The 21,152-nt window shown below is 67.5% G+C and carries 22 protein-coding genes; 10 read left to right on the top strand and 12 right to left on the bottom strand.

Going from position 1 to position 21,152, the window contains the following annotated elements:
* Positions 1–28: 28 nt before the first annotated feature.
* Positions 29–2,383: an LPS-assembly protein LptD gene (locus tag AC3A5N_RS01695; protein ID WP_487735580.1), complete on the bottom strand. Its 2,355-nt coding sequence runs from the start codon at positions 2,381–2,383 to the stop codon at positions 29–31.
* A gap of 101 nt (positions 2,384–2,484) precedes the next feature.
* On the opposite strand from AC3A5N_RS01695, the gene AC3A5N_RS01690 reads away from it, so the two are divergent.
* From AC3A5N_RS01690 to AC3A5N_RS01670, 5 genes are all read left to right on the top strand, one after another.
* Positions 2,485–3,942: a leucyl aminopeptidase gene (locus AC3A5N_RS01690; protein ID WP_487735579.1), complete on the top strand. Its 1,458-nt coding sequence runs from the start codon at positions 2,485–2,487 to the stop codon at positions 3,940–3,942.
* Between the two features lie 13 nt (positions 3,943–3,955).
* On the top strand, positions 3,956–4,393 hold the full coding sequence (locus tag AC3A5N_RS01685) for a DNA polymerase III subunit chi (protein ID WP_487735578.1): 438 nt from the start codon (positions 3,956–3,958) through the stop codon (positions 4,391–4,393).
* A gap of 11 nt (positions 4,394–4,404) precedes the next feature.
* Complete coding sequence (locus AC3A5N_RS01680; protein ID WP_487735577.1) at positions 4,405–4,905, top strand: hypothetical protein; 501 nt, start codon at positions 4,405–4,407, stop codon at positions 4,903–4,905.
* A gap of 170 nt (positions 4,906–5,075) precedes the next feature.
* A complete protein-coding gene (ndk, locus tag AC3A5N_RS01675) occupies positions 5,076–5,498 on the top strand; it encodes a nucleoside-diphosphate kinase (RefSeq protein ID WP_487735576.1) in 423 nt (140 codons plus the stop codon).
* A gap of 147 nt (positions 5,499–5,645) precedes the next feature.
* Positions 5,646–6,056, top strand: coding sequence for a nuclear transport factor 2 family protein (locus tag AC3A5N_RS01670; RefSeq protein ID WP_487735575.1), 411 nt, complete (start codon positions 5,646–5,648; stop codon positions 6,054–6,056).
* Positions 6,057–6,079: 23 nt separating this feature from the next.
* Here the strand turns inward: AC3A5N_RS01670 and purN are convergent, their stop codons facing one another.
* Positions 6,080–7,030, bottom strand: coding sequence for a phosphoribosylglycinamide formyltransferase (purN, locus tag AC3A5N_RS01665; RefSeq protein ID WP_487735574.1), 951 nt, complete (start codon positions 7,028–7,030; stop codon positions 6,080–6,082).
* A 32-nt stretch (positions 7,031–7,062) separates the two neighbouring features.
* A complete protein-coding gene (purM, locus tag AC3A5N_RS01660; RefSeq protein ID WP_487735573.1) occupies positions 7,063–8,169 on the bottom strand; it encodes a phosphoribosylformylglycinamidine cyclo-ligase in 1,107 nt (368 codons plus the stop codon).
* Positions 8,170–8,240: 71 nt separating this feature from the next.
* Here purM and AC3A5N_RS01655 point away from each other — a divergent pair, with 71 nt between their 5' ends.
* From AC3A5N_RS01655 to AC3A5N_RS01640, 4 genes are all read left to right on the top strand, one after another.
* Positions 8,241–9,509: a heavy-metal-associated domain-containing protein gene (locus tag AC3A5N_RS01655; protein ID WP_487735572.1), complete on the top strand. Its 1,269-nt coding sequence runs from the start codon at positions 8,241–8,243 to the stop codon at positions 9,507–9,509.
* Positions 9,510–9,521: 12 nt separating this feature from the next.
* Positions 9,522–10,106: an HdaA/DnaA family protein gene (locus tag AC3A5N_RS01650; RefSeq protein WP_487735571.1), complete on the top strand. Its 585-nt coding sequence runs from the start codon at positions 9,522–9,524 to the stop codon at positions 10,104–10,106.
* An 86-nt stretch (positions 10,107–10,192) separates the two neighbouring features.
* Positions 10,193–10,897, top strand: coding sequence for a serine O-acetyltransferase EpsC (gene epsC, locus AC3A5N_RS01645; RefSeq protein WP_487735570.1), 705 nt, complete (start codon positions 10,193–10,195; stop codon positions 10,895–10,897).
* Positions 10,897–11,262, top strand: coding sequence for a DUF2794 domain-containing protein (locus AC3A5N_RS01640; protein WP_487735569.1), 366 nt, complete (start codon positions 10,897–10,899; stop codon positions 11,260–11,262). The genes epsC and AC3A5N_RS01640 overlap by 1 nt, the downstream gene beginning before the upstream one ends.
* Before the next feature lie 18 nt (positions 11,263–11,280).
* Here the strand turns inward: AC3A5N_RS01640 and AC3A5N_RS01635 are convergent, their stop codons facing one another.
* The 3 genes from AC3A5N_RS01635 to AC3A5N_RS01625 form a co-directional block, all read right to left on the bottom strand.
* Positions 11,281–12,354 (bottom strand): hypothetical protein, encoded by a 1,074-nt coding sequence (locus AC3A5N_RS01635; RefSeq protein WP_487735568.1) that lies wholly within the window; start codon positions 12,352–12,354, stop codon positions 11,281–11,283.
* Positions 12,355–12,424: 70 nt separating this feature from the next.
* A complete protein-coding gene (locus AC3A5N_RS01630) occupies positions 12,425–13,360 on the bottom strand; it encodes an SDR family NAD(P)-dependent oxidoreductase (protein WP_487735567.1) in 936 nt (311 codons plus the stop codon).
* Between the two features lie 201 nt (positions 13,361–13,561).
* The gene (locus tag AC3A5N_RS01625; protein WP_487735566.1) at positions 13,562–14,230 is read right to left on the bottom strand and encodes an HAD-IA family hydrolase; all 669 of its coding nucleotides are present in this window, start codon (positions 14,228–14,230) and stop codon (positions 13,562–13,564) included.
* A gap of 60 nt (positions 14,231–14,290) precedes the next feature.
* Between AC3A5N_RS01625 and glmU the strand changes: the two genes are divergently transcribed.
* Positions 14,291–15,649, top strand: coding sequence for a bifunctional UDP-N-acetylglucosamine diphosphorylase/glucosamine-1-phosphate N-acetyltransferase GlmU (gene glmU / locus AC3A5N_RS01620; protein WP_487735565.1), 1,359 nt, complete (start codon positions 14,291–14,293; stop codon positions 15,647–15,649).
* A 24-nt stretch (positions 15,650–15,673) separates the two neighbouring features.
* Here glmU and AC3A5N_RS01615 read toward each other — a convergent pair whose 3' ends face one another.
* From AC3A5N_RS01615 to atpA, 6 genes are all read right to left on the bottom strand, one after another.
* A complete protein-coding gene (locus tag AC3A5N_RS01615; RefSeq protein ID WP_487735564.1) occupies positions 15,674–16,231 on the bottom strand; it encodes an SAM-dependent methyltransferase in 558 nt (185 codons plus the stop codon).
* 175 nt (positions 16,232–16,406) lie between these two features.
* A complete protein-coding gene (locus tag AC3A5N_RS01610) occupies positions 16,407–16,664 on the bottom strand; it encodes an ATP synthase F1 subunit epsilon (protein ID WP_487735563.1) in 258 nt (85 codons plus the stop codon).
* 139 nt (positions 16,665–16,803) lie between these two features.
* A complete protein-coding gene (atpD, locus tag AC3A5N_RS01605) occupies positions 16,804–18,261 on the bottom strand; it encodes a F0F1 ATP synthase subunit beta (RefSeq protein ID WP_487735562.1) in 1,458 nt (485 codons plus the stop codon).
* A 22-nt stretch (positions 18,262–18,283) separates the two neighbouring features.
* Positions 18,284–18,619 carry a hypothetical protein gene (locus AC3A5N_RS01600; RefSeq protein ID WP_487735561.1) on the bottom strand — a complete coding sequence of 112 codons (336 nt, stop codon included), beginning with the start codon at positions 18,617–18,619 and terminating at the stop codon, positions 18,284–18,286.
* Positions 18,620–18,641: 22 nt separating this feature from the next.
* The gene (locus AC3A5N_RS01595; protein ID WP_487735560.1) at positions 18,642–19,523 is read right to left on the bottom strand and encodes a F0F1 ATP synthase subunit gamma; all 882 of its coding nucleotides are present in this window, start codon (positions 19,521–19,523) and stop codon (positions 18,642–18,644) included.
* Positions 19,524–19,622: 99 nt separating this feature from the next.
* The gene (gene atpA / locus AC3A5N_RS01590) at positions 19,623–21,152 is read right to left on the bottom strand and encodes a F0F1 ATP synthase subunit alpha (RefSeq protein ID WP_487735559.1); all 1,530 of its coding nucleotides are present in this window, start codon (positions 21,150–21,152) and stop codon (positions 19,623–19,625) included.

Raw genomic sequence — 21,152 nt, 5'->3', positions numbered from 1 at the left:
AATCGCGATGGTTCTCCGCGGCTTGGGCTCAACGGAAACCGAGATTGCGCAGCGCGAAGTAGAGCTGGAAGGTATCGCCGCGCTGCGCGTCGCCCGCATCGGTATAGTCGCGCCGCCAGGTGACGCCGAATTCGAGGCAATCGTCCTGATACGCGACGCCGAGGCGCGTGCGGACCGGGTCAAACCCGTCGGAGCTCAGCGTCGGGTCTTCCTCCCGGTCGGTCAGATTGAACACGCCTGCGCCGAACACCGACCAGTAGCGTGCGAAGGCGACGCGCGTCGCGACGCGCAGTTCCTCCCGGTCCTGCAGGTCCTCGATCCCCTCGGCGATGTCGCGGTCGAGCTTGAGGTAGCCGATCTCGGCGTAGGTGCGCCGGCTGCCGACCGTCGCATCGAGCTCGTTGCGGCGCACGGCAAGGCTGTCCTTGTCGAGCCGGAAGCGGTGCGTGAACTTAACGAAGTCGCGGTAGCGCACCTCGGTGCGGCCGACGAAGTCCGATATGCGCTCGCTCAGGCCCGTTCCGTTGATGAGCACGCCGGGATCTTTGTCGAAGCGGTAGCTCTGGCCCACGGTGGTCCGCACCCGCCAGTCGGGCACCTGCAGCTCCCAGTCGAAGCCGTAGGTCACCCGCGCACCATCCTCCACCCGGTCGTAGCCGGGGAAACGGTTGAGCGCGAAGAGGTTGGAATCCTCCAGGTCGATCGCGCGCGCGTCCTCGTTGGGTACGGCGAGGTTGCGGATCGGCGGACTGGCGGCGAACTGGACGCGCGGCGTAAAGACCTGCGTTCCGCCGAAGGCTTCGCCGACGAAGGGCCATTCGACGTCGATCGCGGCGACCGCGATGCCGCGCGTCTCCCAGCCGGGATTGCCGCGATAGACCGCGGTTTCGGTGAGCCCGTTCTCGTCGCTGTGGTAGACGTCGCCGCGCACGAGGCCGGTCAGCGTCACCACCTGACCGAGCGACGTGATCCGCTTCAGATCCCACCGGGCGCCGGCGAAGGCGCGCTGCGTGTCCTGCCCCTCGTCGCGCATGATCGCGAGCGAATTGAACTGGAGCTCGAGCTTGCCGCCGAGTCCGAGCGGATCGGCCAAGCGCCGGCGGTAGTCTATCACCGGCAGCGCCACCGGCACTTGCCCCTGCGGCACGCCGAGGCGCAGCGTCTGCGTCGCCCAGCCGGCAATGGAGAGGTAGGAATCGTCGTCGATCCGCTCGAGATTGACGGTCGAGCGCAGCCGGTCGTCGCGGCTGATGTCGTAGCGGCGCAGGAACGTGCGGTCGCTCGCGACACGGATGGAGCCGGTCAGGCTCCAGTGCGGGTCAAACTGGAACTTGCCGTTCGCAAACAGGTAGCCGCGCGGGTCCTTCTCCGTGATCGGGTCCCCCGTGATGTCCGAAATGCGGCTACTGTGGGTGGCGTAGCCGGTGATCTGGTAGGCGCCCTTCTCGGTCAGGTGGCGCCATTGCGCGGAGACCATCGGCGGCGCTTCGGTGAAGATATGGGCGCCGAGCGTCAGGTCCTTGTTGTCGGCGAGGCGCCACAGATAGCTGCCGCTGATTTCAACGCCGTTCGATTCCGAAAAACGCAGGTCCGGGACGAGGAAGCCCGACACCGCCTTGCCGTCGGTGCGCACCGCGAGGCCCGGCAGCGGCAGGATGCGCGCGCCGAAGATCTCGAGGAATGCGCCGGAGAAGCGGATGCGGTTCTCGTCGGGGGCGTAGACCACACGGTCGGCGGTGATGCGCCAGCTCGGGTTCTTCGGGCACCCTTCGGCATCGGTCACTGCGCAGGCGGTATAGGCCGCGCTGGACAGGGTGACGGTGCCGTCCTCCCCCCGCTGCCCTTCGCGCGCGGCGAGGCGGCCACCTTCGCGCAGGGCGAGCAGCAGATCCTCCATCGCGCCGGCCTCGAACTCGTCGGTCAGCTCGATCCGCGAAGTGTAGAGCTGGTTGCCCTCCTCGTCGACGAAGCGGACGTTGCCGGTGCCGACGATCTGCCCGGTGCTGCTGTTCCAGATGACCTGGTCGGCGCGCACAGATCGATCGGCGCTGCGCAGCACGACGTTGCCGGTGGCTGTGACCGTGTCGCCATTCGAATCGTAGGACAGCGTGTCCGCCTCGAACGCGATCTCGTCCTCGCTCGTGGGTGCGTCGGGCGTTCCGCTGGGGTCGAGCGGGGGGAGGGGTGTGGTGAGCTCGGGCGGCTTGCGCTCCTCCTCCGGCCGTTCGAGATCGGCGTCGATCGCCGCGTCGCCATCCTGCGCTGCGACCTGCGCCGGCGCGAAGGCGGCCATCAGGGCAGCGCCCGCCACGCCGGCTTTCCAGGCCGCCCTGGTCACGCGGAAATCATCGGCTTGCAGCGCATTCGACCAGGCGGGGAGCATGGGTTGCCTATCGCATCGGTCGAGCCTAATCGCAATCGCCATCGATTGGCGTTGCGCCGAGGGGTGCATCGCGAACATCTCGAAAAACTTCCGGAGCCTCCATGAAAGTCGAATTTTCACCAGCACTTCCCGAAGGAACGCGGCTCGTCGCGTACGTTGCCGACCAGGACAAGCTGCCTGGCGGGATCGAACCGGCGCTGGCGGAAGGCGCCAAGGCGGCGCGGTTCAAGGGGCGCGCGGGCGAGCTTTTCGAAGGGTTCGTGGAACGCGGCGGGGCGGTAGTCCGTGTTGCGTTGGCAGGTGCGGGTGAGGCCGAGACCGTAGCGCGCCCGGGCAATCTCGAGAAGGCGGGTGCGGCGCTCGCGGCCAAGTATCTGACTTCGGGCGAGAAAAGCCTCGTGGTCGACTTCACCGACAGCGCTCTTTCGGCCGAGCAGGCGGCCGCCGTGCTGCTGGGCCTGCGCCTGCGCGCCTGGCGCCACGACGCCTACCGCACGAAGCTGAAGGACGAGCAGAAGCGCTCGCTCGACACCGTCATCGCCGTCGCCGCGCCCGAGGGAGCCGAGGCGGCCTGGGCCGTCGAAGCCGCGCTGGCCGAGGGCGTCGAGTTCACCCGCGAGCTCGTGACCGAGCCGCCGAACAAGGTCTATCCGGTCAGCTTCGTCGAGAAGTGCACAAAGGCCTTCAAGGGCACCGAGGCGGAACTGACGGTGCTCGACGAGGACGAGATGGCCCGGCTCGGCATGGGTGCGCTGCTCGGCGTCGGGCAGGGCTCGGCCCAGCCTTCGCGCCTGCTCGCGATCAAGTGGAGCGGCGGTGGCGGCGAGGCTCCGACCGTGTTCGTCGGCAAGGGCGTCACCTTCGACACCGGCGGCATTTCGCTGAAGCCCGGCGCGGGCATGGAAGACATGAAGTGGGACATGGGCGGCGCGGGCGCCGTCGCCGGGGCGATGCTGGCGATCGTGAAGCGCAAGGCGAAGGCCAACGTGGTCGGCGTCGTCGGACTGGTCGAGAACATGCCCGACGGCAATGCCATTCGCCCGAGCGACATCCTCACCTCGATGTCGGGCCAGACGATCGAGGTGCTCAACACCGACGCCGAAGGGCGGCTGGTGCTGGGCGACGCGCTCTACTGGGCGCAGAAGGAGTTTTCGCCCAAGCGGATCGTCGATTTCGCCACGCTCACCGGCGCGATGGTCATCACGCTCGGCAGCGAATACGCGGGCGTCTTTGCCAACGACGATGCGCTGGCCGAGGACCTGCTCACCGCGGGCAAGGCGAGCGGCGACCGCCTGTGGCGCCTGCCGCTCGATCCGGCCTACGACAAGCTGATCGACAGCCCGATCGCCGACATGAAGAACGTCGGTCCGCGGCCTGCCGGCTCGATCACCGCGGCGCAGTTCCTCCAGCGTTTCATCGAGAACGGCACCGCCTGGGCGCACTGCGACATCGCGGGCATGGTCTGGGCCGACAAGCCCGGCGCAACTTGGGACAAGGGCGCGACCGGATATGGCGCGCGCCTTATCGACCGCTTCGTGCGCGACACGCTGGAAGGCTGAGGAGGAGCGGGCCGTGCGCGTCGGGTTCTACCTCGCGCCGGGCCAGCCCGTCGAACGCGTCCTGCCGCTGATCGCCCGCGCGGCGGCGAAGGCGGGGCAGCGCATGCTGGTGGTCGCCGAAAGCGATGACCTCCTCGACCGGATTGGCGCGGCGCTGTGGGAATACGCGCCCGCCGACTTCCTCGCCAACGGCCGCGCGGGCGAGCCGCATGCGGCACACCAGCCGGTGCTCCTCTCCCGCACGTGCACCGCGGAGAACCAGGCGAAGCTGGTGGCGCTGGCCGACGGCGCCTGGCGCGAGGAAGCCGAGAGTTTCGAGCGCGCGCTGCTGTTCTTCGACGAGAGCGGGCGCGACGCGGCGCGCGCGGTCTGGCGCAAATTCGACGGCCGCGAGGATGTCGAGCGCGAGTTCCACGAGCTCGACGGCGGCAAGTGGCAACGCAAGCGCTGAAGGAGAGGGCGATGACGGTTCGACTGGCAATGGCGGGCATGGCGGCGTTGCTGCTGGCCGGGTGCGGTTCCGAGCGCTCGGGCACGGTCGAGGGCGAGGACGGTACGGTCGCGCACTACAAAATCGACGAGTCGAGCGGCGAGGTGAACGCGACCGTCGAAACCACCGACGGCACCGCGACGATGCGCTCGGGCGCGGACGTGCCGGTCGAGCTGCCGCGCGGCTTCACGATCTATCCCGGCGCGGAGGTCACGACCAACACGGTGTTCGAACAGGCCGACGCGAACGGCGCGCTGCTGACGATGGAATCCGACGCCTCGCCCGAGGAGATGGTCGCTTTCTACCGCAAGCAGGCGGAGGCCGCGGGCGTCGAGATCGCGATGAACATGAGCACCGACGCGATGCAGATGATCGGAGGCGATGCGCCCGACGGCGCGACGTTCAGCTTCACCGCGACGCGAAAGGGCGGCGGGACATCGGCGCAACTGATGGTCGGTGAGGCCTTCCAGTAATCGCCATCCCAGCGAACGCCGGGATCGCTGGGATGACGGCTGGCTGGAAGGTCGGGATCGTCCCGCCCGTCCGGGACAGCAAAAAGAGCAGGGCTTGCGGCCCGCGCGGTGCAGCGCTAGTTGCGCGCCGCATTCTCCCACGCACTTTCACGACTTCGAAGGAACACCTGATGGCGGTCACCCGCACCTTTTCGATCATCAAGCCCGACGCCACCCGCCGCAACCTGACCGGCGCGGTCACCAAGATGCTCGAGGAAGCCGGCCTGCGCGTCGTCGCCTCCAAGCGCATCCGCATGAGCCGCGAGCAGGCCGAGGGCTTCTACGCGGTTCACAAGGAACGCCCCTTCTTCGGCGAGCTGGTCGAGTTCATGACCAGCGGCCCGGTGGTCGTGCAGGTGCTCGAAGGCGTCGACGCCGTGAAGCGCAACCGCGACGTGATGGGCGCGACCAACCCGGCCGACGCGGCCGAGGGCACGATCCGCAAGACGCACGCCGAAAGCATAGAGGCCAACACGGTCCACGGTTCGGACAGCGAAGAGAACGCCAGGATCGAGATCGATTTCTTCTTCGGCGAAGACGAGATCGTCGGCTGATCGCTCCGGTAACGAAGTTCACGAAAATTAACATTGTGCGCGAATCGGGGGCGGGTGATATGCTCGCCTCCGTGCCGCTGCAGGACCGTGCGCAATCATGCGCTTAGGGGATCCGGTCCGAGAACGGGCGGCGCAGAAAGCGTAACGATGTTCGACTGGCCTACGCCCGAACCGATCAAGATCGTGAGGCAATACCTCGCGGCAATGAACGCGCGCGATGCGGAGCAGGTCGAGGCGCTGCTCGATGAACGCATCCGCTTCGTCGACAGCCGCGGCGAGTGGATCGAAGGGCGCGAGAACGTCGCCACTGCGACCCGCAGGTTCTTCGATCTCGAGCCGGACTACAAACTGCACGACATGAAGATCGTCATGCACGAAGGGGATGTGCTGCTCAAAGGGCGCGCATCCGCTCGGGAGGAACGGCTCGCGCACGACACGCTGTGGCGCGCACGAACCCGCCGGGGCAAGCTCGTCCACTGGCAGAGCTACGGCGAGGATTCTCCGGCGCTCGCCCGGATACTCATGCCCGAAGCAGTGCGTGGCGGCGAGCTGAACTGACCTGCGCACTCCGTGCGGCAGCGTCAGAACTGGTCCGCGGCGTCCATTAGCGTCGTCAACCTTTTCGGCGCGACCGCACGCCAGCTGCGCGACAGCCACTCTTCGACCGATGCCCAGTCGGTGTCGCCGAGATCCAGCCTGATGCCAATCCATCCGTCGCCGAAATAGGGCGGTCGGTAATAGCGCGCGGGGTCGCTCTCGATCAGATGCGCCTGCTCGTCCGCGCCGCTGATTTTGGCGAGCAGCGCGGTCACCCCGTCTCCGTGATGGTCCACGCTGACCCAGGCGAACTTCTTGCCCTTGACGATGCCGAAGCATGGCATGCCGTGGCTGAGCGTCTCCTCCGCCTCGGGCAGCGCCATAGCGCGTTCGCGCACGCGGGCGACGAGCCAGTCCGGGTCGAATGGGCGGCCGGCATATTCGGAAAGGACGCGCGGGTAGAGCTGGTGCTCCGCCAGCTTCACCCGCTCGGCGAGCGCTTCCGGCGTATCGCCGGGCAGGATCGCGACTTCCGCCCGGCCGAGCACTTCGCCCATGTCCAGGTCGTCGGTGACGAGATGGACCGACGCGCCGCCATGAGAGTCGCCGGCCTCGATGGCGCGGGCATGAGTGTCGAGTCCAGGGTATTTCGGCAGGAGCGAGGGGTGGATGTTGAGCATCCTGCCCTCCCAGCGGGACACGAAATCCGTGCCGAGGATGCGCATGTAGCCGGCCAGCACGATATATTCGGCGCCCGCCTCGCGCACCGCGCGGCCCATCGCGGCATCGTGATCCGCGCGCGAGATGCCGCGATGGCTCAGCGCGAAGGTTGCCACGCCTTCCGCCTCGGCGAGCCTCAGCCCCTCCGCTTCGGGATCGTTGCTGGCGACGAGGATGATCTCGTAGGCCGCACCTGCCTGACGGCTGGCGTAGAGCAGGGCGGCCATATTGGTGCCCTTGCCCGAGATGAGCACCGCGACCTTGGCGCGCTTCATGTCGTCTCTACCGCTTGGGGGAGGGGAGAAGGTCAGGAGACATGGCGGGCCTCCCAGTCCTCCCGCGCGGACCAGGTTCCGGCCGAGCCGCGGACGGTGCAGCCGCGCGGGCCGGGTTCGATCCGGCCGACGCGCAGCACGGTCTCGCCAGCCGCCGTCAGATCGCGGACCAGCGAATCGGCTTCGCCTTCGTCGACTGCCAGGACCATGCCGACGCCGCAATTGAAGGTGCGCGCCATCTCGCCCGGCTCGATATTGCCCTGTGCCTGGAGGAAGGCCATCAGCCGCGGCTGCTCCCACGCATCGGCATCGACCACCGCGTGCGCATCCTCGGGCAGGACGCGGGGGATATTCTCGAGCAGGCCGCCCCCGGTGATATGGGCGAGGGCGGCGATGCGTCCGGCGCGAATCTCGGGCAGCAGGCTCTTCACGTAGATGCGCGTCGGCTCGATCAGGGCCTCGATCAGCAGCCGGTCCTGATCGAACAGGGCGGGACGGTCCAGCCGCCAGCCCATGTCCTCGGCCAGCCGGCGGACGAGCGAATAGCCGTTCGAGTGCACGCCCGAACTCGCGAGGCCGAGCAGGACCTGGCCGGGCCGCACCCGCTCGCCGGTAAGCTGCTCGCCGCGCTCCACGGCGCCGACGCAGAAGCCTGCGAGGTCGTAGTCGCCCGCCGCGTACATGCCCGGCATCTCGGCCGTCTCGCCGCCGATCAATGCGCAGCCGGCCTGCTTGCACCCTTCGGCAATGCCCGCGATCACGCGCTCGGCGACGCCCGTCTCCAGCTTGCCGGTCGCGAAATAGTCGAGGAAGAACAGCGGCTCGGCGCCCTGAACGATCAGGTCGTTGACGCACATCGCGACGAGATCGATGCCGACGGTGTCGTGCCGGTCGTGGTCGATCGCGAGCTTGAGCTTGGTCCCCACCCCGTCGTTCGCCGCAACCAGCAGCGGATCGGAATAGCCGGCGGCCTTGGGATCGAAGAACCCGCCGAACCCGCCGATCTCGCCGTCGGCCCCGGCGCGCGCGGTCGCCTTGACAAGCGGCCCGATGGCCTTGACCAATGCGTTGCCGGCGTCGATCGAGACTCCGGCCTGTTCGTAGGTGTAGCGCCCCGGTGGCGGGTTGTTTGCGGACATGGTTTCGGTCCTTAGTCATTCACGCTTGGAATTCCATGCCCGTTTCGGCAAAAGGCCGCGAGTTTTCCCCGATGGCCCAGCCCCTTTCGCTCCCCCGCCTTCCTCGCAAGGCCGCCGTCGCAACCGTGACGGCGCTCGCGCTGCTCGCAGCCGGGGCGGCGCTGTGGGCGCAGGTGGAGGGTGACCGCGGCATCGCGCCGATCGCCAGCAGCGGCGACATCGACGTCGGCGGCATCGAGGTGGACGTGCGGGGCGACAACGCCGAAGATGCGCGCGAGAAGGGCTGGCGCGAGGCGCAGCGCAAGGCGTGGGAGAAGCTCGGCGGGCCGAGCATTCCGGACGGCCAGCTCCAGAGCCTCGTCGCTGCGGTGGTGATTGAAAACGAGAGCATCGGCCCCCGCCGCTATGTCGCGCGCCTGGGCGTCACGTTCGACCGCGGCCGCGCCGGTGCGCTGCTGGGTGCCAGCGGCCGGGGCCCGACTTCGGCGCCGATGCTGCTGGTTCCGGTGACCCGCTCGGCCGGCACCTATATGGTCTACGAGGCGCGCAATCCCTGGCAGCGTGCATGGGCCGAATACCAGACCGGGCCGAGCCGGATAAACTACGTTCGCCCCTCGGGCGCGGGCGGCGATTCGCTGCTCATCACCTACGGTCAGACGAATCGGCGCAGCCGCATCTGGTGGCGCAACGTGCTGGATCAGTTCAGCGCATCCGACGTGCTCGTGCCGGTCGCCCATCTCGACTACAAGTGGCCGGGCGGCCCGATCGAAGGGCGCTTCACCGCGCGCTACGGCCCCGACAATACCTATCTTGGCAGCTTCACGATGACCGCCGAGAATTCGGAGCAGTTGCAGCCGATGCTCGACCAGGCGGTGCTGCGGATAAACACGATCTTCGAGCGTGCGCTTGCGGAAGGCAAGCTGCGGCCCGACCCGACGCTCGATCTTGGCACCGTGGAAGCCGACCCGGCGCTCCAGCGGCTGATCGAGCTCGGCCGCGCCGCGCAGGTGCGCGACCGGGCCGAAGCGGCGGCACGCGAGGCGGCACTGACGGACGGGCTCGTTCCCACCGACGGCACCACCCCGCCGCCGGCCGCCGCACAGATCGCGAGCTACCTCGTCCAGTTCGCGACGCCCGATGCCGGCGCGTTCGACGCGTCGATCTCGGCCGTTCGCGCGGCGCCCGGAGTGCGCAGCGCGGCGGTGACGAGCACCGCCATCGGCGGCCATTCGGTGATGTCGGTCGGCTTCTCGGGCAGCATCGAGCAGCTTGCCGAGGCCCTGCGCGCACGCGGGTTCACCGTGCGCCAATCGGGCAACGTCATCTCCATCAGCCGCTGAGCGACCGGCACGGTGTCGCAGATCGCCCTTCCGCTGGCTCCGCGGAGCAAGGACGATCCCGCGCGGATCGTGCTCGGCGCGGGGAACCGTCACGTCGCCGAAGCACTGCAGGAGCCGGAGCGCTGGCCGTTCCGCACCGCCGTCCTCACCGGTCCGCCGCGCTCGGGCAAGTCGCTGCTGGCGCGCTGGTTCGCAGGTACGGGGAAGGGCGAGGCGCTCGACGATGCCGACAGGCTCGACGAGACGGAGCTGTTCCACCGCTGGAACCGCGCGCAGGAAAGCGGCCGTCCTCTGCTGCTCGTCGGTAAGGCGCAGGGGTGGGAGATCGCGCTTCCCGACTTGCGCAGCCGGCTGGGCGCGGCGCTGCATGTCGAGATCGGCGCGCCGGACGACGAGATGGTCGCCGCACTGATCGAAAGCCATGCGGCGCGGCGCGGCCTTGCACTGGGCGAAGGCGCGCTTACCTACCTCGTGCCGCGTGCCGAGCGCAGCTTCGCGGGCGTCGAGCGGCTGGTCGCGGCGATCGACCGGCTGAGCCTGGAGCGCAAGGCGGCGGCGACGCTGTCGGTCTGGCGCGATGCGCTGGCGGCGGTGTAGGGGCCGGAGCAGGGAAAGCTCGGCTTGGACCCCGCAAAATAGCGCCCGGCTTGCCTGGCCGGGCGACAAGTGGGACAAACGTACGGATGCTGGACAATCTCGTCGCCTATCTAGACTCGATCCGCGCCCGCGATCCCGCGCCGCGTTCGCGCTGGGAAATCCTGCTCTATCCCGGAGTCTGGGCGGTGGGCCTCCACCGCTTCGCGCACTGGCTGTTCCAGGCGCGGCTCTATTTCCTCGCCCGCTTCGTCAATCACCTGTCGCGCTGGCTGACTGCGATCGACATCCATCCGGGCGCCAGGATCGGCAGGAACCTGTTCATCGATCACGGCTTCACCGTGATCGGCGAGACAGCCGAGATCGGCGACGACGTGACGATCTACCAGTGCGTCACCCTCGGCGGCACGAACCCGACCAACGGACAGGGCGGCAAACGCCACCCGACCGTGCGCGACGGGGTGATCATCGGCTCGGGCGCGCAGGTCATCGGCCCGATCGTGCTCGGCGAGCGCGCGCGCATCGGCGCCAATGCGGTCGTCACCGACGACGTGCCGGACGGCGCGACGATGATCGGCCTCAAGGCGCGCTCCACGCTCGTTCCGGCCGAGGAGTGGCTCAAGGAATTCATCCCCTACGGCACGCCCTGCGACGAGCCATGCGAGGACATCGCGAGCAACGGCACGCGCCGGATCGAGGAGCTCGAGGTGCAGCTTGCCGCGATGCGCGCGGAACTGGCCGAGCTAAAGGCCGCCTCGCAGCCACCCGTCAGGCGCAACGGGACCGATAGCTGATGGGTGCCGGCACCGGGCTGGGCGACTCTCCGACCATCGTTCCCTTTCCCGGCCGCGTGCCCGGCCAGATCGGATTCGCGCGCGACGAGCTGCAGCGGATCCTCGACCTGTACGGCCGCATGGTCGCGGCGGGCGAATGGCGCGACTACGCGATGGACTTCACCCGCGATACCGCCACTTTCGCCGCTTTCCGCCGCACCGCCGAGCGTCCGCAGGCACGGATCGAGAAGCGCCCCGCGCTCCGCAACCGCCAAGGCATGTGGACCCTGTTCGGCGAGCACGGCCAGATCCTGAAGCGCGGTCACGAACTCCCCGGCGTGTTGGCACCGATGGAGCGCAAGCTGGTGAAGGCGGTGGACGGCTAGGCCGCCACCGCCATCTGGTCAGGCGTGCGCGATCGTCCCCGCGACCGGCAAGCGTGCCTGGAGCGCGCCCGGGAGCCAGTCGACGACAGTATTGCGGATCGGCGTCCAGAACGCCGAGAGGGTGAGCAGGGCCGAGCCGATCACGAGGGCCGTCAGGGCGACGTTGAGCTCGACCGCGCCGAAGCGGTCGAACAGCCAGGTCAATGTCACCAGCACGTAGGCAAGGGCGGACACGAGCAGGGCGCGCCTGTCGACTGCGAGCGCCACGAGGCCCATCGCGACATAGACGACGAGCACCGCAATCGCTGCGCCTGCGCCGATGTTCACCCCCTCGGTAACGCCGATCCAGTAGAACAGCGGATGCGCGATCATCGGCGCGGCGAGCAGGTGGAGCCAGAAGGCAACGTCGCTGCGGCGGGTCTGCCGCTCACGGTCGCTGGCGTCCCACCGCATGGCGAAGAGGAAGATGGCGAGGCCGGCAGCGAAGACCAGCGGCATCAGGGCTGTTTCGGGCTCGACGTTGCCGGGGCCGACGATCGCGACGATGAGAGCGATCACGGTGCCGGCGACTGCGCCCGCGCCCGCAGCGACCGTGATCGGGACCATGAACCGGCGCCAGTGCACCCAGGCCGCGCCCGCGGTGACCAGCGCACAGCCGGCGATCAGGACGGCGATCAGCGATTCATTCGCGTCGTTCGCCTGGAAAGCCAGGACCACGAAGCCGACCATCGCCTCGAACACTCCGCCCACGAAAGCGAGCAGCAGCACGATGCTGGGCAGCGCCATGCGCCGCTTGCGGGTGAAGAACTCGGCCATAGCCCACGCGGCGCTGGCCATCAGGACACCGGAGAAGGGCGGCGGGCCGTCGAGCGTTGGAGTGAACGCCTGCCCGATCCCCGCCATCGCCACCAGCAGCAAAACCGCCGCTATGGTCACGAAAATGTCGTTGAAGCTGTTGATGAGGCGGAAATGCTCCTCGTCGGCTTGAGGAGCAGCGCGCCTGCCGTGCACGTGATTGCGCAGCGCCTCGGCCGCTTCGGCGGCTAGCGCGCCGCTGGCGACCGCGCCGCGCAGGTCGTCTTCGGTGTACATCGGCATAACTCCTCCCCTGTGAAGGGAAGAAGCTATGCCTAGTGTATTACTGTGTCAATACAGCGTGGAATCAGTCCCGCGCTGACGACGGCGCGGCGCCGCTGCCGAGGACGCCCTGCATTGCTTTCAGGATCGCGGCGGACTGCTCGGCGCCCGACTGCGGGGCGTGGAGGTTGCTCATCGCGCCGATCTTGTCCCAATTGGCGGCGAAGCCTTCGACGGTGCGGTCCTCTTCCTTCAGCCAGACGGCGTCGTTCATCATCACCCAGGCGGAGTGGAAGCCGCCTGCGCCGGCTCCGACGATGGCGTTCGTCGGGGCATCCTCGCTCACCAGGAAGAGCGCGGCGGGGACCACGTTCACCGGGTCGAACAGCTTGAACGCTTCCTCGGGGAACAGGTCCTCGGTCATGCGCGTGCCGGCGACCGGGCTGAGCGTGTTGACCTTGATGTTGTACTTCGCGCCTTCGAGCTGGAGCGTCTTGGTCAGGCCGGCGAGGCCGAGCTTGGCCGCGCCGTAGTTCGCCTGGCCGAAGTTGCCGAACAGGCCGGTCGAGCTCGCGGTCATCAGCACGCGGCCGTAGGCCTGCTCGCGGAAGGTTTCCCAGCAGGCCTTGGTGGCGAATGCGGAGCCGGTCAGGTGGACCTTGACCACGAATTCGAAGTCGGCCGGTTCCATCTTGGCGAAGGTCTTGTCGCGCAGCACGCCGGCGTTGTTGACCAGAATGTGGATGCCGCCCCACTTCTGCTTGGCGTCGGCGACCAGCTTTTCCATCTGTTCGTATTCGGTGACCGAGCCGCCGTTGGCGATCGCTTCGCCGCCGGCGCGTTCGATTTCCTCGACCACTTGCGCCGCCGCGTCTGACGAGCCGGTGCCGTCGCGTGAGCCGCCGAGGTCGTTGACCACGACTTTCGCCCCGCGCCGGGCGAGCTCGAGCGCATATTCCTTGCCCAGACCGCCGCCGGCTCCGGTGACGATGGCAACCTTGTCCTTGAACGAGATGGTCATGGCATGTCCTCCTGTGGCCGCGCGGCCTTACGTGTGCGTCAATCCGCGCGCGGGGTGGCAGGTTCCGCCCGGCGATGCAACTGCATGTGCGATGGGGCGCGATGCCGTAGGGGCAACGGGGGCGGGAGCCCAGCGCAGGCCGGGGGTCTCAGGCCACTGGCGATTCGCCTGATTGCATGACGTTATAGGCGGCGCGGGGCCTCAGAGCCTCTCCAGCACCGGGATCAGTTCGCTAAGGGAATCGATCGAGGCATCGGCGCCGAGCTCGTCGCGCGGCTTGTCGCAGTAGCCGTAGCAGGCGGCGATCACCGGAACTTCCGCCGCGCGGGCGGCGCGCACGTCGTAGGAGCTGTCGCCGATATAGACCATGCGCCCGCCGCCGCAGCATTCGCGCGCGTGCAGGATCGGGTCCGGCGCCGGCTTGGCGCGCCCCTTGCCCATGGTGTCGCCGCCGATGACGCAGTCGAACCGGTCGACCAGCTCCAGCGTGCCGAGAATGGCGCGCGCGAACTGTTCGAACTTGTTGGTCACCACGCCTACCCGCACGCCGCGCGCGACCAGCTCGTCGAGCATCTCGACCGCGCCGGGGTAGGGCCGCGTGTGGACCGCGTGATTGTCGCCGTAGAAGGCGAGCATCTGCTTGTAGAGCGTGTGGAACTCGTCCTCGGGCAGACCGCCCTGATCGTCGATCGCGCGCTTGAGCATGATCTTGGCACCGCCGCCGATCAGGTCCTTGGCGCTGTCCGCCGGCACGCTGGCGAAGCCGCCGAGCGCGAGCGCATGGTTGACCGCGGCGCCGAGATCGCGGTGCGTCTCCAGCAGTGTGCCGTCCAGATCGAAGCCGACGATGTCGAAGGGGAAATCCGCCATGCGGCACGACCTGACGGATGGTTCTTCAAACCGCAAGCGTTTGCTGGCATGGCCGCGCGCATGAGAGAGTTTGCCACGATCATCCTCGCCGCGGGCAAGGGTACCCGCATGAAATCGGATCTGCACAAGGTCCTCCACCCGATCGCCGGCCGTCCGATGCTCGATCACCTGATGGCCTCGGCTGCGGAGCTCGCTCCCGCGAAGACGGTCGTCGTCGTCGGCAGCGGGCGCGAGCAGCTCGAAGCGGCGCTCGGCGACCGTGCGGAGGCCTGCCTGCAGGAGCCGCAGCTCGGCACCGGCCATGCGGTGCAGCAGGCGCAGGCGAGCCTCCAAGGGTTCGAGGGCGACGTGCTGATCCTCTACGGCGACGTGCCTTTTGTGCGCGCGCAGACCATGCGGATGATGCTCGACCGGCTTCATGCAGAGGACAAGCCCGCGGTGGTCGTGCTCGGGTTCGAACCTGCCGATGCACTGCAGTACGGCCGCGTGATCGCCGATGCGGACGGGCGGATCACGAAGATGGTCGAGCACAAGGATGCGGACGAGAAGGAGCGCGCCTGCCAGCTCTGTAATTCAGGGCTGATGGCGGCGCGGGCGGCGGATATGTTCGACCTGCTGGCACGGGTGGGCAACGACAACAGCCAGGGCGAGTACTACCTCGTCGATGTGGTCAACGTCGCGAACGCCGACGGGCGGCACAGCGCGGTGGTCGTGACCGACGATCCGGACGAGGTTGCGGGCATTAACAGCCGCGCCGAGCTCGCCCGCGCCGAGGCCCAGTGGCAGGCGCTGAAGCGCGAGGAGGCGATGGCGAACGGCGCCTCGCTGCGGGCGCCCGAGACGGTGTTCTTCAGTTGGGATACGGAGATCGGACGGGACGTGACGATCGAGCCCAGCGTGGTGTTCGGCCCCGGTGCCAAGGTTGCCGATGGCGCGACGATCCGCGCGTTCAGCCATATCGAGGGCGCCTCGATCGGACCTGGCTGCGAAGTTGGCCCCTTCGCGCGGCTACGCCCGGGCGCGGTGATGGACAAGGGCAGCAAGGTCGGCAACTTCGTGGAGATGAAGAAGGCGGTGCTGGGCGAGGGCGCCAAGGCCAACCACCTGACCTACCTCGGGGATGCCGAGGTGGGGGCGGGCGCCAACATTGGCGCGGGCACGATCACCTGCAACTACGACGGCTACTTCAAATATAAGACGGTGATCGGCCCGCGCGCTTTCATCGGCTCGAACAGCGCGCTGATCGCGCCGGTGAAGATCGGGGCCGATGCGATCGTGGCGGCCGGCAGCGCCGTCAGCCGCGACGTTGCGGACGGCGAGCTGCGCATGGTCCGCGGCGAACAACTGGTGAAGCCCGGCTGGGCCGACCGATTCCACGACACGATGAAGAAGAAGAAAGCGGAGAAGGGGAAGGCCTGATGTCTCCCGGACGCGCGGGAAGCGCTAGTCCACGCCGCCGAAGCCGGGGATGAAGGTTTCAGGCACGGTCCATTTGAAGACCGGGCGGTTCGCGACCACGCGGCGTTCCTCGGGCGTCCAGTCGCCCATGTTGAAGTCGTGGCTCACCACGCGCGCGCCGGGTTCGAGCTGTTCGAGCAGTTGCGGCCGCAGGCGCAGATTGAGCATGTCGCCTAGATAGAGTGTCACCACGTCGGCATCGGAGAAGTCGGTCGCGAACAGGTCGGACTCGCGGAATTCCACCAGATGGGAGACGCCTGCTTCCTCGGCGTTCCGCCGCGCGACCTTGATGAGCTGCGGATCGATCTCGATCCCGACCGCGCGGACGCCGAACCGCTTCGCGGCCGTGATCGGAATGCGGCCGTCGCCGGAGCCGAGATCGTAGAGCACGTCCCCTTCGCCGATCTCGGCCATTTCCAGCATGGCCTCGACCACGGGCTCGGGCGTGGGGATATAGTGGATGTCCACCCGCGGTCCGCAGGACACGAGCGCGAGGAGGACCGCGGCGAGCAGAGCCAGCCGGAAGGGAAGGGCGGAAATCACGCCTTCCGCATGAGCGCGAAATTGTGACGCCGGCATTAACGATGGTGCGGAGCGTTCGTCGCGTGCGCTGGGCGGGGGCCGTCACGAGGGTCCGGCGGGAGTAGGATGGCGAAGGGTGGCACAAAAAGGGCGGCTTCGCAGCCGCCCCTCTTCGGTTCCGATCCGTCGAAGGCCGTCAGCCTTCCACGCGCTCCGCCAAGACGGTGAGGCCGTTCTCGCCCACTTCGGCGAAGCCGCCGCGGACCTGGATCTCTTCCGGCGCGGCGCCTTCGGTCTTGTAGACCTGCACGGCGCCGTCGCGGATCGTCGACATGAACGGTGCGTGGCCTTCCAGCACGCCGAACTCGCCTTCCGCGCCGGGGACGACAACCATGTGGACGTCCTCGCTGCGGACGAGCTTTGCCGGGGTCACGAGTTCGAAATGCAGTGCCATCGTCTACCTCATATCTCTCTCCCCTTCAGGGGAGAGATACGCAGACTTGCCGCGTCAGCGGCTAGTCGGAGTTGAGAGGGGGTGCAGCGCGAGTCCCCCTCTCCCAACCCTCTCCCCTCGAGGGGAGAGGGCTATTTGCTTACGCCTCGTCGGCCAGCTTCTTGGCCTTGGCGATGACCTGGTCGATGCCGCCGACCATGTAGAAGGCGGCTTCCGGCAGGTGGTCGTACTCGCCTTCGACGACCGCCTTGAACGATTTGATCGTGTCCTCAAGCTGCACGAATTCGCCGGGGATGTTGGTGAACACCTCGGCCACGTGGAACGGCTGGCTGAGGAAGCGCTGGATCTTGCGCGCACGGGCGACGGTGATCTTATCCTCTTCCGACAGCTCATCCATGCCCAGAATGGCGATGATGTCCTGCAGGCTCTTGTATTTCTGCAGCGTCTCCTGAACCCTGCGCGCGGTATCGTAGTGCTCCTGGCCCACGACGCGCGGCTCGAGCACGCGGCTGGTCGAGTCGAGCGGGTCGACGGCCGGGTAGATGCCCAGCTCGGAGATCGCGCGGTTCAGCGTGGTGGTCGCGTCGAGGTGGGCGAACGAGGTCGCCGGCGCCGGGTCGGTAAGATCGTCCGCGGGCACGTAGATCGCCTGGACCGAGGTGATCGAGCCCTTGTTGGTCGAGGTGATGCGTTCCTGCAGGTTGCCCATGTCGGTCGACAGGGTCGGCTGGTAGCCCACCGCCGAAGGAATACGGCCGAGCAGCGCCGACACTTCCGAACCCGCCTGGGTGAAGCGGAAGATGTTGTCGACGAAGAACAGCACGTCCTGCCCTTCCTCGTCGCGGAAGTATTCCGCCATGGTCAGGCCCGAGAGCGCGACGCGGGCGCGGGCGCCCGGGGGCTCGTTCATCTGGCCGAACACGAGGGCCACCTTGGAACCTTCGCTGGTCGCGTTGCCCTCGGCGTCCTTGGCGATGACGCCGGCGTCGAGGAACTCGTGATAGAGGTCGTTGCCCTCGCGGGTACGCTCACCCACGCCGGCGAACACCGAAACGCCACCGTGGCCCTTGGCGATGTTGTTGATCAGCTCCTGGATGAGCACGGTCTTGCCCACGCCGGCGCCGCCGAACAGGCCGATCTTGCCGCCGCGCGCATAGGGCGCGAGCAGGTCGATAACCTTGATGCCGGTGACGAGGATCGCCGCTTCGGTCGACTGGTCGACGAACAGCGGGGCTTCGGCGTGAATCGGCGCGCGCTGCTCGGCCCCGATCGGGCCGCGCTCGTCGATCGGCTCACCGATCACGTTCATGATGCGGCCCAGCGTCTTCGGGCCGACGGGAACCGTAATCTGCGAACCGGTGCTGACCACTTCCTGGCCGCGGACGAGACCGTCGGTGCCATCCATCGCGATCGTGCGGACGGTGTTCTCGCCCAAGTGCTGCGCAACCTCGAGCACCAGCGTGTTGTCGCCATTCTTCGTTTCGAGCGCGGAGAGGATCGCCGGCAGCTCACCTTCGAAGGTCACGTCGACGACGGCGCCGATGACCTGGCTGATGGTGCCATTCGTGGTCTGGTTGAGTACAGGTGCGGTGGCCATGATGTCTGTCCTGCCTAGCGGGTTATTGGGCGCAAACGGTTTCGGGATCGGCGAGTACCCACTCGCCTTCGCCGGACGTAAGCGTCGCCTTGTTGCGGAGATATTCGTCTTCGCCGAGGCCGTATTCGCAGATCACGTCGGTCGAACCGAACCCGGCGCGCTTGCAGACGGCGGTGTTGACCGGCTTGAGCTCGGGGCATGCCTCGGCGAGAATGCCGGTGAGGAGCTCCTGATCCGGCGCTGGCAGCGACGGCGTTGCGGGCGCAGTGGGGGTCTGCGTCGGCGCCGGTTCGGGCGCCGGTTCCTGGCCGCAGGCGGCGAGGACGAGGACGGGGAGGAGGAGAGCGATCTTTTTCACGATAGTGTTCCGGTAGCTGGCCTTAGAGCGCTTCGGCGCCGGCGATGATTTCGATGAGTTCGGTGGTGATCGCGGCCTGGCGGCTGCGGTTGTACTGGATGGTGAGCTTGTTGATCAGTTCGCCCGCGTTGCGCGTTGCGTTGTCCATCGCGGTCATCGACGCGCCCTGTTCGGAAGCGGCGATTTCCAGCAGTGCGCCAAACACCTGCGTCTTGACGTAGCGTGGCAGCAATTCCTCGAGGATCGCTTCCTCGTCGGGCTCGTATTCGACCACCGCCTCAGAAGCGCTGGATTCCGTTTCCGCGCGTGGGGCGGGGACGGGGATCAACTGCTGCACCGTCGGGTCCTGTGCCAGCGCGGACTTGAACACCGGATAGACGAGGTGGGCGACGTCGAACTTGGCCGCCTCGTACATCGCGATCAATTCGTCGGCGATCGCTTCGGCTTCACCGAAGCCCGGATCGCGCACCGTGCTGGTGTCGAAGTTCTGCTCGATTCGGTCGGCATAGTCGCGCTTGATCGGTGCGCGGCCCTTCTTGCCGACGAGGTAGAACGTGACGTCCTTGCCCTCGGCAATCAGCGCGCGCGCCTTGATCTTGGCCGCCTTGACCACGTTGGCGTTGAGACCGCCGCACAGGCCCTTGTCGGTGTTGACTACCACCAGCAGGTGGCGCTTGTCCGACCCGGTACCAGCCAGCAGCCTGGGCGCGCTATCGCTATCGCCGACCTTGCCCGCGAGCGAGGCCATGACCGCCGAAAGCCGCTCGGCATAAGGGCGCGCGGCTTCCGCCGCGGCCTGCGCCTTGCGCAGTTTCGCCGCCGCGACCATCTGCTTGGCCTTGGTGATCTTCTGGGTCGATTTGACCGAGTTGATCCGGCCCTTGAGTTCCTTGAGTGAAGCCACTCTCGTTTCTCTTTCTCGTCACCCCAGGGAGCCGGGGTAGCTATCATCCAGATCGTACCTAGCGGCACGAGACCCCGGCTTTCGCCGGGGCGACGGCCCTTAAGCGAACTGCTTGGCGAAGGTGTCGAGCGCCTTCACCGTGCGGTTCTTCACATCGTCCTCGAACTTGCCGCTCTCGCGGATGTCCTTGAGCACGTCGGCGTGTTCGCTGCGCATGTAGCTCAGCATCGCGGCCTCATACTCGGTCACCCGGTTCGTCGGAATCGCGTCGAGATAGCCGGTGGTGCCGGCGAAGATCGAGACGGTCTGCTCCTCGAACGGCATCGGGCTGAACTGCGGCTGCTTGAGCAGCTCGGTCAGGCGCGCCCCGCGGTTGAGCAGCTTCTGCGTCGCGGCGTCGAGGTCCGAGCCGAACTGCGCGAAGGCGGCCATCTCGCGGTACTGCGCGAGCTCAAGCTTGATCGAGCCGGAGACCTTCTTCATCGCCTTGGTCTGCGCGGCGCCGCCGACGCGGCTGACCGAGAGGCCGACGTTGATGGCCGGGCGAACGCCCTGATAGAACAGGCCGGTCTCGAGGAAGATCTGGCCGTCGGTGATCGAGATCACGTTGGTCGGGATGTAGGCCGACACGTCGCCCGCCTGCGTTTCGATGATCGGCAGCGCGGTCAGCGAACCGCCGCCTTCGGCCTTGTTCATCTTGGCCGCGCGCTCGAGCAGGCGGCTGTGAAGGTAGAACACGTCGCCCGGATAGGCTTCGCGGCCCGGCGGGCGGCGCAGCAGCAGCGACATCTGGCGATAGGCGACGGCCTGCTTGGAAAGGTCGTCGTACACGATCACAGCGTGCATGCCGTTGTCGCGGAAGAACTCGCCCATCGCGCAGCCGGTGTAGGGCGCAAGGTACTGCAGCGGCGCGGGCTCGGAAGCGGTCGCGGCGACGACGATGGAATATTCCATCGCCCCGTTTTCCTCGAGCTGGCGGACGATCTGCGCGACGGTCGAGCGCTTCTGGCCGACGGCGACATAGATACAGTAGAGCTTCTTGCCTTCGTCGTCGCCCTGGTTGGCTTCCTTCTGGTTGATGAAGGTGTCGATCGCGACCGCGGTCTTGCCGGTCTGGCGGTCGCCGATGATCAACTCGCGCTGGCCGCGGCCGACGGGCACGAGTGCGTCGATCGCCTTGAGGCCGGTCTGGACCGGTTCGGAAACCGACTCGCGTGGGATGATGCCGGGCGCCTTGACCTCGACGCGGCGGCGCTCCGTGCTTTCGATCAGGCCCTTGCCGTCGATCGGATTCCCCAGCGCGTCGACCACGCGGCCGAGCAGGCCCCGGCCGACCGGCACGTCCACGATCGTTCCCGTGCGCTTGACCGTGTCGCCTTCCTTGATCTCGGCGTCGGAGCCGAAGATCACGACGCCGACGTTGTCGGCCTCGAGGTTGAGCGCCATGCCCTGAACGCCGTTGGCGAATTCGACCATCTCGCCGGCCTGAACCTTGTCGAGGCCGTGGATGCGGGCGATGCCGTCACCGACCGAAAGGACGGAGCCGACTTCGCTGACTTCGGCTTCGGTGCCGAAGTTGGCGATCTGGTCCTTGATGACCTTGGAGATTTCTGCGGCGCGGATTTCCAT

Source organism: Pelagerythrobacter sp. Soil_C_18 (assembly GCF_057657235.1).
This window is presented reverse-complemented; position numbering and strand designations above follow the sequence as displayed.

Bases quoted from the DNA above. Each gene is read 5' to 3' on its own strand.
- AC3A5N_RS01695 (WP_487735580.1), bottom strand. From the start codon at position 2,383: ATGCTCCCCGCCTGGTCGAATGCGCTGCAAGCCGATGATTTCCGCGTG.
- AC3A5N_RS01690 (WP_487735579.1), top strand. From the start codon at position 2,485: ATGAAAGTCGAATTTTCACCAGCACTTCCCGAAGGAACGCGGCTCGTC.
- AC3A5N_RS01680 (WP_487735577.1), top strand. From the start codon at position 4,405: ATGACGGTTCGACTGGCAATGGCGGGCATGGCGGCGTTGCTGCTGGCC.
- ndk (WP_487735576.1), top strand. From the start codon at position 5,076: ATGGCGGTCACCCGCACCTTTTCGATCATCAAGCCCGACGCCACCCGC.
- AC3A5N_RS01670 (WP_487735575.1), top strand. From the start codon at position 5,646: ATGTTCGACTGGCCTACGCCCGAACCGATCAAGATCGTGAGGCAATAC.
- purN (WP_487735574.1), bottom strand. From the start codon at position 7,030: ATGAAGCGCGCCAAGGTCGCGGTGCTCATCTCGGGCAAGGGCACCAAT.
- purM (WP_487735573.1), bottom strand. From the start codon at position 8,169: ATGTCCGCAAACAACCCGCCACCGGGGCGCTACACCTACGAACAGGCC.
- AC3A5N_RS01655 (WP_487735572.1), top strand. From the start codon at position 8,241: ATGGCCCAGCCCCTTTCGCTCCCCCGCCTTCCTCGCAAGGCCGCCGTC.
- epsC (WP_487735570.1), top strand. From the start codon at position 10,193: ATGCTGGACAATCTCGTCGCCTATCTAGACTCGATCCGCGCCCGCGAT.
- AC3A5N_RS01640 (WP_487735569.1), top strand. From the start codon at position 10,897: ATGGGTGCCGGCACCGGGCTGGGCGACTCTCCGACCATCGTTCCCTTT.
- AC3A5N_RS01635 (WP_487735568.1), bottom strand. From the start codon at position 12,354: ATGTACACCGAAGACGACCTGCGCGGCGCGGTCGCCAGCGGCGCGCTA.
- AC3A5N_RS01630 (WP_487735567.1), bottom strand. From the start codon at position 13,360: ATGACCATCTCGTTCAAGGACAAGGTTGCCATCGTCACCGGAGCCGGC.
- AC3A5N_RS01625 (WP_487735566.1), bottom strand. From the start codon at position 14,230: ATGGCGGATTTCCCCTTCGACATCGTCGGCTTCGATCTGGACGGCACA.
- glmU (WP_487735565.1), top strand. From the start codon at position 14,291: ATGAGAGAGTTTGCCACGATCATCCTCGCCGCGGGCAAGGGTACCCGC.
- AC3A5N_RS01610 (WP_487735563.1), bottom strand. From the start codon at position 16,664: ATGGCACTGCATTTCGAACTCGTGACCCCGGCAAAGCTCGTCCGCAGC.
- atpD (WP_487735562.1), bottom strand. From the start codon at position 18,261: ATGGCCACCGCACCTGTACTCAACCAGACCACGAATGGCACCATCAGC.
- atpA (WP_487735559.1), bottom strand. From the start codon at position 21,152: ATGGAAATCCGCGCCGCAGAAATCTCCAAGGTCATCAAGGACCAGATC.